This is a genomic window from Streptomyces sp. cmx-18-6 (assembly GCF_046548915.1).
Classification (GTDB): domain Bacteria; phylum Actinomycetota; class Actinomycetes; order Streptomycetales; family Streptomycetaceae; genus Streptomyces.
In genome coordinates this window covers 879,248-892,511 of the sequence record NZ_JAEBEP010000001.1, presented here as the reverse complement: position 1 = coordinate 892,511, position 13,264 = coordinate 879,248, and the positions used below count along the sequence as shown (strand labels likewise).

The window sequence follows — 13,264 nt, the reverse complement described above, 5'->3', positions numbered from 1 at the left end:
CGTACGGTGCCGCCCATGGCAAGTGTGCTCGTGGTCGAGGACGACCAGTTCGTACGTTCCGCCCTCATCCGGCACCTCAGTGAGGCCCAGCACACGGTACGGAGTGTGGGCACCGCGCTCGAAGCGCTGCGGGAGGTCGCGCACTTCCGTTTCGACGTGGTCATACTCGATCTCGGGCTGCCCGACCTGGACGGCGGCGAGGCGCTGAAGATGCTGCGGTCCATCACCGACGTACCGGTGATCATCGCCACCGCGCGGGACGACGAGAGCGAGATCGTCCGGCTGCTCAACGACGGCGCGGACGACTACCTGACCAAACCCTTCTCCGTCGAGCACCTCTCCGCCCGCATGGCCGCCGTGCTGCGCCGCTCGCGCGCGGCCGGCGACCAGGCGCCGCCGCCCCGGGTCATCCGCGTCGGCGGGCTCGCCATCGACCCGCTGCGCCGCCGCGCCGAACTGGACGGAGCCGAACTCGACCTCACCCGCCGTGAGTTCGACCTGCTGACCTTCCTGGCCGGACGGCCCGGGGTGGTCGTCGCCCGCAAGGAGCTGCTGGCCGAGGTCTGGCAGCAGTCGTACGGCGACGACCAGACCATCGACGTCCACCTGTCGTGGCTGCGCCGCAAGCTGGGCGAGACCGCCGCCCGCCCGCGCTATCTGCACACCCTGCGCGGCGTCGGCGTGAAGCTCCAGCCGCCCGCCGGCGCCCCGCACCCCACCTCCCCGGCCGGGGAGCCGCCGGCATGAGATGGGCCCTGGTCAAGGTGTGTCTGGCGGTCACCGCGATGGTCGTCATCGCCTTCGCCGTACCGCTGGGCCTGGTCATCCGGGAGATGGCCAGCGACCGGGCCTTCTCCGACGCCGAACGCCAGGCCGCGATGATCGCCCCGGCGCTCTCCATCACCACCGACCGCGAGGAGCTGACCCGGGCCGTCCTGTCCACCGAACCCGGCGACGAGGGACGGCTCGCCGTCCACGTACCGGCTCCCGAACGGGCCGAGGACGGCGGCGAGGGCGAGGCCCTGCACATCGGCACCCGGCGTGCGGTCCCCAAGGACGTGGAGACCGTGCGCAAGGCGGGCCGCGCCTCCATCACCGAGGTCACCGGCGGCTTCGCGCTCCTCCAGCCCACCGCGCTGTCCACCGGGCACATCGCCGTGGTCGAGGTGTTCGTCCCCGAGGGCGAGGTCTCCAACGGGGTCGCCACCGCCTGGCTCATCCTGGCGGGCGTCGGCGTCGCCCTGATCGTCGGCTCGGTGGCGGTCGCGGACCGGCTCGGCGTACGGATGGTCCAGCCCGCCCAGCGCCTCGCGGGGGCCGCGCAGGACCTGGGGGAGGGGCGGCTCGGCACCCGGGTCCCCGAGGAGGGCCCCACCGAACTGCGGTCCGCCGCCGTCGCGTTCAACTCCATGGCCGACCAGGTCGTCCAGCTCCTGGCCAACGAGCGCGAGCTCGCGGCCGACCTCTCGCACCGGCTGCGCACCCCGCTCACCGTGCTCCGGCTGAACGCCGCGTCCCTCGGCGAGGGCCCGGCGGCCGAGCAGACCCGGGCGGCCGTCGAGCAGTTGGAGCACGAGGTCGACACGATCATCCGGACCGCGCGGGAACAACGGCCCCAGACCCAGGGCGTGCAGACGGGCCCGGGCGCGGGCTGCGACGCCTCCGAGGTGATCCGGGAACGCATGGGCTTCTGGTCGGCGCTCGCGGAGGACGAGGGGCGCGAGGTGCGGCTCGCGGGAGTGGACCGTACGGTACGCATCCCGGTGGCACGCCCCGAACTGGCCGCCGCCCTCGACGCGTTGCTCGGCAACGTCTTCCGCCACACCCCGGAGGGCACCGCCTTCGCCGTCGACGTCCACCACAGCGGCGACGCGGTGATCGTGCTCGTCTCGGACGCGGGCCCCGGGATCGAGGACCCGGAGGCGGCCCTGGCCCGGGGAACCAGCGGCGGCGGCTCCACGACGGGCGCGGTCGGCTCCACCGGGCTGGGCCTGGACATTGTGCGCCGGGTCGCGGAATCCACCGGCGGCGACCTGCGCATCGGCCGCTCCGTGCTCGGCGGCGCCGAGGTCCGGATCTGGATCGGCCTGCACGGCAGCCGCCCCGAGCGCGGCCGGCGCGGCCACGGCCGCCGGGTCGCCCGCCGCGTCGGCCGCCAGCGGCGCAAGGAGCCCCGGGACGCGGCCGGCCCCGGCCCCCTCCACCGGGGCGGGTCCGGCGACGCCCCTTAACCCGCGCCCATGCCTTCCTTAAGCGCACCCTAAGAACACCGACTCCCGCCCGTAAAGCCCTCTTCGCCCGTTTCACTGCCGCTAGCGTGTTCCCGCAGTCACCAAGCGATCCACCGGACATCCAACAGAACACAGAGGCAGGCAGGGCACGTTGATGGGTTCCCGTACACACCGCCGCACGGCGGGCACCCGCACCGAGGCGGTCGGCTCGGTCGTCGTCGGCGGTACGGTCCTCGCCCTGACCGGTACGGCGCAGGCGACCGCGCCCACTCCCACCCCCTCCGCCACTCCCACCGCGTCCGCGTCCCCCAGCGCGACCGCACCGACCCCCACGCCGACCCCCACCGCCACCGGTCGCCCCGGTGGCGGTGGGGAAACCGGCGCAGGAGCCGCCGGCCTCCACAAAGGCGTTCGCGGCCTGGCGGCAGGCCCCCGGACGGCCCACCGCTAGGCCCCCAGAAGACCACCCCGCGCCCCCCACGCGCGCGCCCCGGCCGGACCCCACCCCACCTCCGGCCGGGGCGCGCCCCTCTACCCCTGCTGGGCCCGCCACTCCTGCGCGTACTCGTCGAAGATCGCCCGCAGGTGGTGGCCGATCTTCAGGTAGTCCAGGTCGTCCAGGTTGGCCAGCGACACCCGTACCGACCACTCGGGCCCGTCGAACCCGCCGCCGTTCAGCAGCACCACCGACGTCTGCTCGGCCAGCCGGAACAGCGGGTCCACCGGCTCGTAGTTCGCCGCCAGGAAGTCCGCGAACGGCTTCCCGTGGACGCGTTCCGCCTCCGCCAGGAGGTCCAGCTCGATGTAGTACGCGGCCCGCTTCGGGTCCTCCGACACCTTCATGTGCACGCCCTCCAGGAGGAGTTCGAGCCGCTGCTGCACGATGGCGCGGATCCGGTGCTTGTACGCCTGGCCCTCGTCCAGCATGTCGAAGAGCGAGAACAGCGCCATCATCACCTGCTGCGGGAGCGACAGCCCCGCCGTGTGGTTCAGCGCCACCTGCCGCGAGTCCGCCACCATCCGGTCGATGAACCGCATCTTCTCCGGCTCCAACGACAGCGTCCCGTAACGCTTGTTGAGCCGTTCCCGCTGCTCCGCCCCCTGCTCCTTCAGCATCGCGTCGATCACGTTGTCGTCATGCAGCGCGATCACGCCCAGCCGCCAGCCCGTCGCCCCGTAGTGCTTGGAGTAGGAGTAGACCAGCAGCGTGTTGCGCGGCAGGTCGGCGGCGAGCGAGCGGAAGCCCTCGACGAACGTCCCGTACACGTCGTCGGTCACGATGATCAGGTTCGGGTTCCGCTCGCCGACGATGGAGACGATCTGCTCGGTGACCCGCGAAGAGAGCGCCAGCGAGGGCGGGTTGCTCGGGTTGACGCAGCAGACCATCTTCACCGAGGGGTCCGCCAGCTTGGCGATCTCCTCCTCCGGGTAGCGCCACTGCCGCACCCCGGTCTCGGTGAACAGGTTCGCCTCCACGTGGACCACGTCGAAGTCGTACGTGTCCAGCTCGGGAATCTCCAGGTACGGGGTGAACACCGGGACCATCAGGGCGATCCGGTCGCCCTTCGCCAGGATGCCGTTCTTCATCAGCGAGTCGAAGATGTAGCACATCGCCGCCGTGCCGCCCTCGGTCGCGAACAGGCTCAGCGTCTGCCCCTCGGGCGGCCGGTGGTCGAACATCTCGTCCGCGAGGTAGCCGCGCACGATCTCCTCGGTGTGGTGCAGGATCCGGTCCGGCACCGGGTAGTTGTCCCCGATCGAGGAGTCCGCCAGCTCGTGGACGAACGCGTCCCGGTCGAAGCCGAACCGCTTCACCGCCAGGTCCACGCTCGCCTTCAGCAGCTCGATGCCGGGCAGTTCGGGGTGCGTGCGGACGAAGCGCTCGAACCGCTCCGCGCACCCCGACTCCTCCGGCATCCCGCCGAGGTTGTCCGCCGTCCAGACCCGGCGGGACTCCGAGATCGCGAAGTAGCCGAGCGCGTGGTACGCCTCGCGGGGGCCGGTGGCGGTCCAGTTCGGGTTGCCCCGGCCGGCGTTGAGCATGGCCCGGGTCGTCTTGCCCTTCTGGCCGGGCTTGTCGCTCTGCGCCGCCGTGGCGATCTGGATGAACTTGTCCTTCAGCTCGAAGGGGGAGAGCTGGGCGAAGGACCGGATCTCCTCACGGCTGAGGCTGGTCTTGGGCATGGTGGTGTCCGCTCCCGTGCAGTGTCAGTGGTTGAGGATGACGATCACGGCGCCCCACACCGTCAGCAGGACATTGCCGACGGCATACGGAATCGTGTAACCGAGGGTGGGAATCTGGGATTTGGAGGTCTCGTTGACGGCTCCGATCGCCGCCGTGGTGGTCTGGCCGCCCGCCAGGACGCCCATCAGGATGGGGAAGCGGATCTTCTGGACGTAATGGCCGACCAGGAACCCCACGACCAGCGGGACCACGGTCGCCACCGCCCCGAGGACCAGCAGCCCCCAGCCCGCCGTCGACAGACCGCTGGTGAAGCTCGGCCCGGCGTTGATGCCGACGACGGCGACGAAGAGGCACAGGCCCAGGGTGTCCATGAACCACTGCGCGCCCGGCGGCACGTTCCCGTACGTCGGGTACTTCCCGCGGATCCACCCGAAGACCAGGCCCATGATCAGCCCGCCGCCCGAGGTGGAGAGCGAGATCGGCACCCCGCCCGCCGTCAGCGCCGGGATGCCCAGGCAGCCGCCGAGGAAGATGCCGAGGCCCACCCAGATCATGTCCGTGGCGAAGCTCGTCGGCACCGGCTTGCCGAGCGCCTTCGCCGCCGGGCCGACCAGGCGCTCCGGCCCGGTGAGGACCAGGGTGTCGCCGCGCTCCAGCGGCGTGGAGAGCCGGTAGGGGAACTCCGCGCCCGCCCGGTACAGCTTGTCGATGTACACGCCGACCATGAACGGCTCCCGGCGCAGCTCCTCGACGCTCCGCCCGAGATGCGCCCGCTCCGAGGCCACGACGTGCAGCGTCTCGGTGCGGTAGCCGAGGAGCCCGACGTCGTCCGCCTCGGCCCCGATGTGCGTACCGGGGTCGAAGGCCACCAGGTCGCCCCGCAGGGCGCTGACCGCGACGGTGTCGCCGCGCCGGAGCGTCCGGGACTGGTCGTGCTCCAGGACCGTCCCCTCGCGGCGGACGCCGGTGAGGTAGACGCGCCGCCCCAGCGCCTTCTGCTGCTCCTCGAAGTCCGCCACCGAGCGGCCTGCCAGATCGGGCCGGTCCACGCGGTACGCCCGGAGCACCACCTCGTAGTAGCCCGCCCCCTCGTCCGGGCTCTCGTCCGGCGCGTCCAGCTCGGCGGCGAGGGCGGCGCTCTCCTTCGCCAGGTCCCTGCGGTAGAGCCTGGGCAGGACGTTGGCCAGGAGCATCGCGCACAGGATGGTGCCGAGCGGATACGTCACCGCGTAGCCGACCGCCACCAGGTTCTCCTGGGTCTTCACCTCGGCGGCCGAAAGACCCGGCAGCGTGCCGATGGCGTCCTGGGCGACCCCGATCGCCGCCGACTGGGTGAGGGCCCCGCTCATCAGTCCCGCGCCGAGCCCGGGACCGTAACCGAGCAGGCTCGCGAAGAGCCACGAGACCAGCAGCCCGGTCACACAGACCACCACCGCGTTGACGACCTGCGGCAGGCCGTCCTTCCGCAGCCCCCGGAAGAACTGCGGGCCGACCCGGTAGCCCAGGGCGAACAGGAACATGATGAAGAACAGGTTCTTCACCGTGTCGTCGATCTGGATCTTGAACTGCGCCCCGAGCACCAGACCGGCCACCAGACAGCCCGTCACCGCGCCCAGCGCGATCGTCCGGTAGCGGACCCGGCCCAGCAGGAAGCCGAGCGCGATGACGAGGAAGACGAGCAGTTCGGGGTGGGGCTGGAACACGTTCCGGTTGAGGAAGTCGATCATGTCACGGCCCCCTCGGGCGTCTTGGCCGCCTCGCGCACCACCGTCACCTCAGGCCCCCAGCACGCCGACGAGGATGGGCCCGGTCAGCGGCAGCAGGAAGTTGGAGAGCGTGTACGTGATCGTGTAGCCGAGGAGCGGTACGGAGCTCTGGGCCACCTGGGTGATGGAGGTGATCGCCGGGGTCGAGCACTGCTGCCCGGCGATGGCCCCGATCAGCAGCGGCTTCTCGATCTTCAGCAGCTTGCGCCCGACGATGAGGGAGATCGTCGCCGGGACCAGCACCATCGCGATCCCCGCGAACGGCAGCAGCGCCCCGTACTCCTTGAGCAGCGGCCATGCCTGCGGCCCCGCCGCCAGTCCCGTACAGGCGATGAAGACGGCCAGGCCCATGTCCTTGAGCGTGGTCGCGGCCTGCGGCGGGAACGCGCCGAAGGTCTGCTTGCGGGAGCGGAACCAGCCGAAGACCAGGCCCGAGATCAGGCAGCCGCCGCCGGTGCCGAGCGACATCGGCACGTCCCCGAGCTTGACCACGATCTGGCCGAGCAGGGAGCCCGCGACGATGCCGAAGCCGATGTAGACGAAGTCGGTGGAGTCGTTCTTGACCACCGCGCCGATCTTGCCGACCAGCTTGTTCAGCCCGCCCCGCGCGCCGACCAGGGTGAGGACGTCGCCCCGACGGAGAGTCGTCTCGCCGCTGGCGGGGAGGTGCTGGTCGTTGCGGAGGACGTCGGTGATGTAGACGCCGTCCTGGCGGAACTCCGGGTGGGTCTTCTCCAGCCGGTCGATGGTCGCACCGTCGCTGGACTTCTCGGTGACGGCGACCTGGCGGGTGGCCAGCGGGGCGTCCAGCCCCGGCACGGCCGGGGTCTCCGGGCCGATCTCCCGGCCCGCCTCGATGATCGCCGCGCGCCGGCCGACGACCTGGATCAGGTCGCTGAGCGTCAGCTCCAGGCCGGGGGAGGGGGTCAGCAGCCTGCTGCCGCGCTTGACCCCCTCGACCGTGACGCGGCCGCCGAGCGCGGCCTCCAGGTCGCCGACCGTACGGCCGTCCGCCAGCGTCACCAGATAGGTGCGGCCGACCGTGCCGGGCAGCGCCTCGCGCTCGTCGGACTCCAGCCCGGCCTGGCCGCCGCGCATCTTCTCCCACAGCTCACGCGAGGCGTCCGCCAGATTGATGCGGAGCAGCATCGGCATGATCTGGCTGGTGAACAGGACGATGGTGATCAGGCCGAACAGATAGCAGACCGTGTACGCGGTCGCCACGTGCCCCTGGTACTGGGTGATCTGCTCGGAGGTCAGGTCGCCGAGCTTGCCGATGGCCTCCGTGGCCGTGCCGACGACGGCGGACTCGGTGGCCGCGCCCGCCAGGATTCCGGCCGCCGTGCCGACGTCCAGGTCGAAGACCTTGGCCAGCCCGTAGGCGATGCCGAGGACGCAGACCAGCTCGATCAGGCAGAGCGCGAAGAAGCGCAGGCTGCTGCGGTTGAGGTTGGCGAAGAACTGCGGCCCGGCCATGTAGCCGAGCGAGAAGATGAACAGGGCGAAGAAGACGGTCTTGACGTCGTCGTCCACGCTGACGTGCCGGGTGCCGATCAGCAGCGACACGATCAGCGTGCCGCAGATGCCGCCGAGCGTGATCGGGCCGACGCGGAGCTTGCCGACGAGATAGCCGGCGGCGAGGCAGAAGAAGAGGGCCAGTTCGGGATGGTCGCGCAGAACGCCCATCCCGCGTCACTCACCGAGTCTGGTGTCGGTGACCAGAATGATCAAAGGGGACATAAGGGCGAAATTAACAGGGGTGGACCCTCCCGGCACCTCGCCCCGCTCCACCCGTTCCCGTTCACTTTTCGACGGGTGGGTGGACGCGAAGTCCTCGCGTGACGCGGTGGACATGCTTCGGCAACGGAATCGTCTTCAACTCTTGACACCCACCCCCTTGAGGCAGGAACCTTCCGGCATCGGCGCATGGGAGCGCTCCCACATCAACGGGGAGGGGATCTCGCGCGCTTCCTTCCCGCAGCACGCCCCGGAACAAGGAGCAGTGGAATGCGCATCACCCGCAGCGTTGCCGGCCGACGCCGGAGAACCGCGATCGTGGCCACCACGGGCCTGACGGTCACCGCCCTTCTGCTCACCGGCTGCGGCGGCTCGTCCGACTCCGGCGACAAGGGGGCCGACGCGGACGGCGGCATCACGCTGACCGTGGCCGACTTCGGCCAGTTCGGGTACAAGGAGGCCGGGCTCTTCGAGAAGTACCACCAGCTGAACCCGAAGATCACGGTCAAGGAGGACACCACCGCCGAGGAGAAGAACTACTACCCCAAGCTGCTCCAGCAGCTGAACTCGGGCAGCGGCCTCGCGGACGTCCAGGGGATCGAGGTCGGCCGGATCAAGGAGATCGTCGACACCAAGGCGGACTCCTTCGCCGACCTCTCCAAGGTGATCGACGTCGACGAGTGGGTCTCCTGGAAGGCCAAGCAGGCCACCGCCCCCAGCGGCGCGGTGATCGGCGCGGGCACCGACATCGGGCCGATGTCCCTCTGCTACAACCGCGAGCTGTTCGAGAAGGCCGGTCTGCCCACCGACCGCGCGGAGGTCGCGAAGCGGACGGCCGGCGGCTGGGAGGACTACCTCGCGCTGGGCGAGGAGTACAAGAAGAAGGCCCCCGAGGGCACGCACTTCATGGACTCCGCGAGCGCCATGTTCAACGCGGTCGTCAGCTCCAGCCCCGAGCAGTACTACGACGCGGGCGGCAAGCCGGTCTACAAGGAGAGCGCCGGCGTCAAGAAGGGCTGGGACCTCGCCGCCGACGCCGCGTCCAAGAAGCTCACGCAGGGCCTGGCCCAGTTCGAGGACCAGTGGCAGGCGGCGCTGCGCAAGAGCACCGTCGCCACCGTCGTCTGCCCCGCCTGGATGGCCGGCCAGATCTCCACGTACGCCGGTGACGCCAACAAGGGCAAGTGGGACATCACCAGCGCCCCCGGCGCCACCGCCGCCAACTGGGGCGGCTCCTTCCTCGCCGTGCCGAAGTCCGGGAGACACGTCGACGAGGCCGCCAAGCTCGTCAAGTGGCTGACCGCGCCCGAGCAGCAGGCCGCCGTCTTCAAGGCGATCGGGGTCTTCCCGTCCAACAAGGGCGCGTACGAGCTGCCCGACGTGAAGAGCGCCACCCTGCCGTACTTCAACGACGCCCCCATCGGCCAGATCTACGCGGACGGGGCGAAGTCCATCCCCGAGGCGGTGCTCGGCCCGAAGGACGGCGCGATCAAGGACGCGATCTCCACGCAGATCAACAACATGGAGCAGCGCGGCACGAAGCCGGACGCGGCGTGGGACGCGGCGACCCGGACGATCGACAAGGCGATCGGCTGAGCCGAGCCGATTCCGCGCAGCGGGCCTGAGCCGGTCCTCGCGCGACCGGCCTGATCCGGCCGCGCGCCGGGGGCGGGCGGGCGACCCCTGCCGCGGCGGCCCGCCCCGGCCGGTCCCCGCCCGGCCCGCCCGCCCCGGCCGGTCCCCGCCCGCCCGGCCCGCCCGCCCCGCCCGGCCCCCCGCCCCTTCATACATTCCGCCCGCCCGTCCCCCGCCGGCGGAGCGCCTCCAGGGAAGGACTCCCGCCCGTGGCAACCTCGACCCCCACCCGGGACGCTCACGCAGCCCCGCCCCGCGAACCGCAGAAGGAACCACCGTCCGAGCGGCGGCAGTTGTGGCGCAGCCGGCTGTGGCGGTTCGACGACAAGGCGTCCCCGTACGCGTACATCGCGCCGTTCTTCCTCGTCTTCGGGGCCTTCGGCCTCTACCCGCTGCTCTACACCGGCTGGATCGCCCTGCACCGGGTGGAGATGACCGGCCTCGACAGCATGGAGTGGGTGGGCTGGGAGAACTTCGACAAGATCCTCAGCGACCCGGAGTTCTGGACCTCGGTCAGCAACACCTTCCTGATCGGCGTCATCTCGACCGTCCCGCAACTCCTGGTCGCCCTGGGCCTCGCCCACCTGCTCAACTACCGCCTGCGCGCCAGCACGTTCTGGCGCACGGTCATCCTCACGCCGTACGCGACCTCGGTCGCCTCGGCCGCCCTCGTCTTCGCGCTGGTCTTCCGGGCGGACGGCGGACTGCTCAACTGGGCGCTGGGACTGGTCGGCTTCGACGACACCAACTGGGCCAACGGGCACTGGACTTCGAAGATCGCCATCTCCGTCATCGTGATCTGGCGCTGGACCGGCTACAACGCGCTGATCTACCTCGCGGCGATGCAGGCGGTTCCCAACGACCTGTACGAGGCGGCCTCGTTGGACGGCGCATCGCGCTGGCAGCAGTTCCGCAAGGTCACCATCCCCTCGCTGCGGCCGACGATCCTGTTCACGATCGTCATCTCGACGATCGGGTCCATGCAGCTGTTCGGTGAGCCGCTGCTGCTGGAGGGCGGCGCGCTCGGCGCGACCGGCGGCAACGAGAACCAGTACGAGACGCTCAGCATCTACCTCTACAACTACGGCTGGAACCTGGGACACCTCGGTCCGGCCGCCGCCGTCGCCTGGGCGATGCTCGCGCTGCTGCTTCTCATCGCGGCAGTCAACTGGCTCATCGGCCGCTACGTCGTCCGCACGTCCGACTCCGCGGTCCGAAAGGGTGCGACCCGATGACCATGACCAGCCCCGCGCCCACCGCCCCCGCGAAGCTCGCACCGGCCCCGAGGAGCGGCGGACCGACCCGCCCCGGCCGCTTCAGGATGGGCGCCGGCCAGCAGATGAAGGGCGGCCCGTTCGCGTACGTCGCGCTCGCCGTCGTCGGCTTCGGCTCGCTGCTTCCGCTGTACTGGACCCTGGTGGCGGCCTCCCGCACCCAGGACGAAGTCCTCGCGTCCACACCGCCGTTCTTCCCGGGCGGCAAGCTTGTGGAGAACGTCCAGACGGCCTGGGAGCAGGCCAACCTGGGCAAGGCGATCGTCAACAGCGTCATCGTCTCGGCGTCCATCACGGCCGCGACGCTCTTCTTCTGCACGCTCGCCGGATACGCGTTCGCCAAGATGCGCTTCCGGGGCCGCGGTTGGCTGATGACCGCCGTCATCGCCACGCTCACGATCCCGCCGCAGCTCAGCGTGGTCCCGCTCTTCATGATGATGTCCGGCCTCGGCTGGGGCGGGCAGCTCGAATCGGTGATCTTCCCGACGCTGGTGAGCGCGTTCGGCGTGTTCTTCATGCGCCAGTACCTGATCGAGGCGCTGCCGTACGAGCTCATCGAGGCGGCCAAGATCGACGGGGCGAACAACTTCCGCATCGTGGTGAGCGTGGTGCTGCCGGTGGCCCGCCCCGCGATGATGGTGCTCGGGATGCTCACCTTCGTACAGGCGTGGAACGACTTCTTCTGGCCCTACCTCGCCCTCAACCAGCAGAACCCGACCCTCCAGGTGGCCCTCGGCCAGCTCAGCGCCTCGTACACCCCCGACCAGTCCATCGTCATGGCGGGAGCGCTGATCAGCACGCTGCCGCTGCTGCTGGTGTTCGTGGTCTTCGGCAAGAAGATCGTGGGCGGGATCATGTCGGGCGCGGTCAAGGGCTGAGCCCCTCCCGCGGCGCGGTCGCCCCGACCGCGCCGCACTTCCCCCTACCCCTCCACCTCACACTCCCTGGGAGCGCTCCCATATGACACTCGTACGACCTGACACAGCCCCGAGGCAGGCCCCCGAGGCCCCGGCCCCCTTCCCGGCCGGCTTCGTCTGGGGGGCCGCCACGGCCGCGTACCAGGTGGAAGGGGCGGCGGCCGAGGGCGGCCGCACCCCCTCCATCTGGGACACCTTCAGCCACACCCCCGGCAAGGTCCTCGGCGGCGACACCGGGGACGTGGCCGCCGACCACTTCCACCGCTACCGCGACGACGTCGCCCTGATGAGGCGGCTCGGCCTGAAGGCGTACCGCTTCTCCGTCTCCTGGTCCCGGGTCCAGCCCACCGGCCGGGGCCCCGCCGTCGAACGCGGACTGGACTTCTACCGGTCGCTCGTCGACGAGCTGCTGGAGGCCGGCATCACGCCCGTCGCCACGCTCTACCACTGGGACCTGCCGCAGGAGTTGGAGGACGCGGGCGGCTGGCCCGAGCGCGCGACGGCCGAACGGTTCGCGGACTACGCGGCCATCATGGCCCGCGCGCTCGGCGACCGGGTCGGCATGTGGACGACGCTGAACGAGCCCTGGTGCTCGGCGTTCCTCGGTTACGGCTCCGGGGTCCACGCCCCCGGCCGCACCGAACCGGCCGCCGCGCTGCGGGCCGCCCACCACCTCAACCTGGCCCACGGCCGGGCGACCGAGGCGCTGCGCGCCCACCTCCCCGCCACCGCGCAGACCTCGGTCACCCTCAACCTCCACCAGGTGCGCCCGCTGACCGGCGGCGAGGCGGACGCGGACGCGGCGCGCCGGATCGACGCGGTGGGCAACCGGATCTTCACGGGCCCGATGCTGCGGGGCGCGTACCCGGAGGACCTGCTGAAGGACACCGAACGCCTGGTGAACTGGCCCGAGTTGATCAAGGACGGCGACCTCACCGCCATCGCCCGCCCGATCGACGTACTGGGCGTCAACTACTACACGCCCACGATCGTCTCCACGCCCGTGTCCGGCGCGGGGGACACCCGTGACGACGGCCACGGCAACAGCGACCACTCCCCGTGGCCCGGCTCCGAGCACGTGGCGTTCCATCTCGCCGAGGGCAAGCCGCGCACGGCCATGAACTGGTCGGTCGACCCGGACGGCCTGCACGCCCTCCTCATGGATGTCTCCCGCGAGAACCCGGGCCTGCCCCTGATGGTCACCGAGAACGGGGCCGCCTTCGAGGACGCCCCGGACGCGGACGGCCGGGTCCACGATCCGGAGCGCATCGCCTACCTGCACGGCCATCTGGCCGCCGTACAGCGGGCGGTGGCGGACGGGGCGGATGTCCGCGGCTACTTCCTCTGGTCGCTGATGGACAACTTCGAGTGGGGGTACGGCTACGCGAAGCGGTTCGGCGCGGTCCACGTGGACTACGCGACCCAGCGCCGTACGCCCAAGTCCAGCGCGCACTGGTACAGCGAGGTGATCGCCCGCCACGCGCTGCCCCCGGAGCCGGCCGGGGAGTCCTGAACCAAC

The 13,264-nt window shown here is 70.9% G+C and carries 10 protein-coding genes; 7 read left to right on the top strand and 3 right to left on the bottom strand.

Annotated elements, in window-relative coordinates:
- The first annotated feature begins 15 nt into the window (after positions 1-15).
- The 3 genes from ACLJPL_RS03985 to ACLJPL_RS03975 all read left to right on the top strand — a co-directional run bounded on the left by ACLJPL_RS03985 (position 16) and on the right by ACLJPL_RS03975 (position 2,682).
- A complete protein-coding gene (locus ACLJPL_RS03985) occupies positions 16-747 on the top strand; it encodes a response regulator transcription factor (RefSeq protein ID WP_411079236.1) in 732 nt (243 codons plus the stop codon).
- Positions 744-2,231: an ATP-binding protein gene (locus tag ACLJPL_RS03980; protein WP_411079235.1), complete on the top strand. Its 1,488-nt coding sequence runs from the start codon at positions 744-746 to the stop codon at positions 2,229-2,231. Before ACLJPL_RS03985 ends, ACLJPL_RS03980 begins: the two co-directional genes overlap by 4 nt.
- Positions 2,232-2,385: 154 nt before the next feature.
- Positions 2,386-2,682, top strand: coding sequence for a hypothetical protein (locus tag ACLJPL_RS03975; protein ID WP_411079234.1), 297 nt, complete (start codon positions 2,386-2,388; stop codon positions 2,680-2,682).
- Positions 2,683-2,762: 80 nt separating this feature from the next.
- On the opposite strand, the gene ACLJPL_RS03970 is transcribed toward ACLJPL_RS03975, so the two are convergent.
- The 3 genes from ACLJPL_RS03970 to aspT (ACLJPL_RS03960) are packed head-to-tail and all read right to left on the bottom strand — an operon-like array spanning position 2,763 to position 7,868.
- Positions 2,763-4,415 (bottom strand): bifunctional aspartate transaminase/aspartate 4-decarboxylase, encoded by a 1,653-nt coding sequence (locus ACLJPL_RS03970; RefSeq protein ID WP_411079233.1) that lies wholly within the window; start codon positions 4,413-4,415, stop codon positions 2,763-2,765.
- A gap of 24 nt (positions 4,416-4,439) precedes the next feature.
- Entirely contained in the window at positions 4,440-6,143 is a 1,704-nt protein-coding gene (gene aspT, locus ACLJPL_RS03965) for an aspartate-alanine antiporter (protein ID WP_411079232.1), read from the bottom strand.
- Between the two features lie 48 nt (positions 6,144-6,191).
- Positions 6,192-7,868 carry an aspartate-alanine antiporter gene (gene aspT, locus ACLJPL_RS03960; RefSeq protein ID WP_411079231.1) on the bottom strand — a complete coding sequence of 559 codons (1,677 nt, stop codon included), beginning with the start codon at positions 7,866-7,868 and terminating at the stop codon, positions 6,192-6,194.
- Positions 7,869-8,189: 321 nt separating this feature from the next.
- Here aspT (ACLJPL_RS03960) and ACLJPL_RS03955 point away from each other — a divergent pair, with 321 nt between their 5' ends.
- From ACLJPL_RS03955 to ACLJPL_RS03940, 4 genes are all read left to right on the top strand, one after another.
- Complete coding sequence (locus ACLJPL_RS03955) at positions 8,190-9,515, top strand: extracellular solute-binding protein (protein WP_411079230.1); 1,326 nt, start codon at positions 8,190-8,192, stop codon at positions 9,513-9,515.
- A gap of 248 nt (positions 9,516-9,763) precedes the next feature.
- On the top strand, positions 9,764-10,789 hold the full coding sequence (locus tag ACLJPL_RS03950) for a carbohydrate ABC transporter permease (protein ID WP_411079229.1): 1,026 nt from the start codon (positions 9,764-9,766) through the stop codon (positions 10,787-10,789).
- The gene (locus tag ACLJPL_RS03945; RefSeq protein ID WP_411079228.1) at positions 10,786-11,706 is read left to right on the top strand and encodes a carbohydrate ABC transporter permease; all 921 of its coding nucleotides are present in this window, start codon (positions 10,786-10,788) and stop codon (positions 11,704-11,706) included. Before ACLJPL_RS03950 ends, ACLJPL_RS03945 begins: the two co-directional genes overlap by 4 nt.
- An 82-nt stretch (positions 11,707-11,788) precedes the next feature.
- Positions 11,789-13,258, top strand: a complete 1,470-nt coding sequence (locus ACLJPL_RS03940) for a GH1 family beta-glucosidase (RefSeq protein WP_411079227.1) — start codon at positions 11,789-11,791, stop codon at positions 13,256-13,258.
- Positions 13,259-13,264: the final 6 nt, after the last annotated feature.

What these genes read in the sequence shown, in the direction of transcription:
- ACLJPL_RS03970 (WP_411079233.1), bottom strand. Translation starts at nt 4,415, where the DNA reads ATGCCCAAGACCAGCCTCAGCCGTGAGGAGATCCGGTCCTTCGCCCAG.
- ACLJPL_RS03980 (WP_411079235.1), top strand. Translation starts at nt 744, where the DNA reads ATGAGATGGGCCCTGGTCAAGGTGTGTCTGGCGGTCACCGCGATGGTC.
- ACLJPL_RS03945 (WP_411079228.1), top strand. Translation starts at nt 10,786, where the DNA reads ATGACCATGACCAGCCCCGCGCCCACCGCCCCCGCGAAGCTCGCACCG.
- aspT (WP_411079231.1), bottom strand. Translation starts at nt 7,868, where the DNA reads ATGGGCGTTCTGCGCGACCATCCCGAACTGGCCCTCTTCTTCTGCCTC.
- ACLJPL_RS03975 (WP_411079234.1), top strand. Translation starts at nt 2,386, where the DNA reads ATGGGTTCCCGTACACACCGCCGCACGGCGGGCACCCGCACCGAGGCG.
- ACLJPL_RS03985 (WP_411079236.1), top strand. Translation starts at nt 16, where the DNA reads ATGGCAAGTGTGCTCGTGGTCGAGGACGACCAGTTCGTACGTTCCGCC.
- ACLJPL_RS03940 (WP_411079227.1), top strand. Translation starts at nt 11,789, where the DNA reads ATGACACTCGTACGACCTGACACAGCCCCGAGGCAGGCCCCCGAGGCC.
- ACLJPL_RS03955 (WP_411079230.1), top strand. Translation starts at nt 8,190, where the DNA reads ATGCGCATCACCCGCAGCGTTGCCGGCCGACGCCGGAGAACCGCGATC.
- aspT (WP_411079232.1), bottom strand. Translation starts at nt 6,143, where the DNA reads ATGATCGACTTCCTCAACCGGAACGTGTTCCAGCCCCACCCCGAACTG.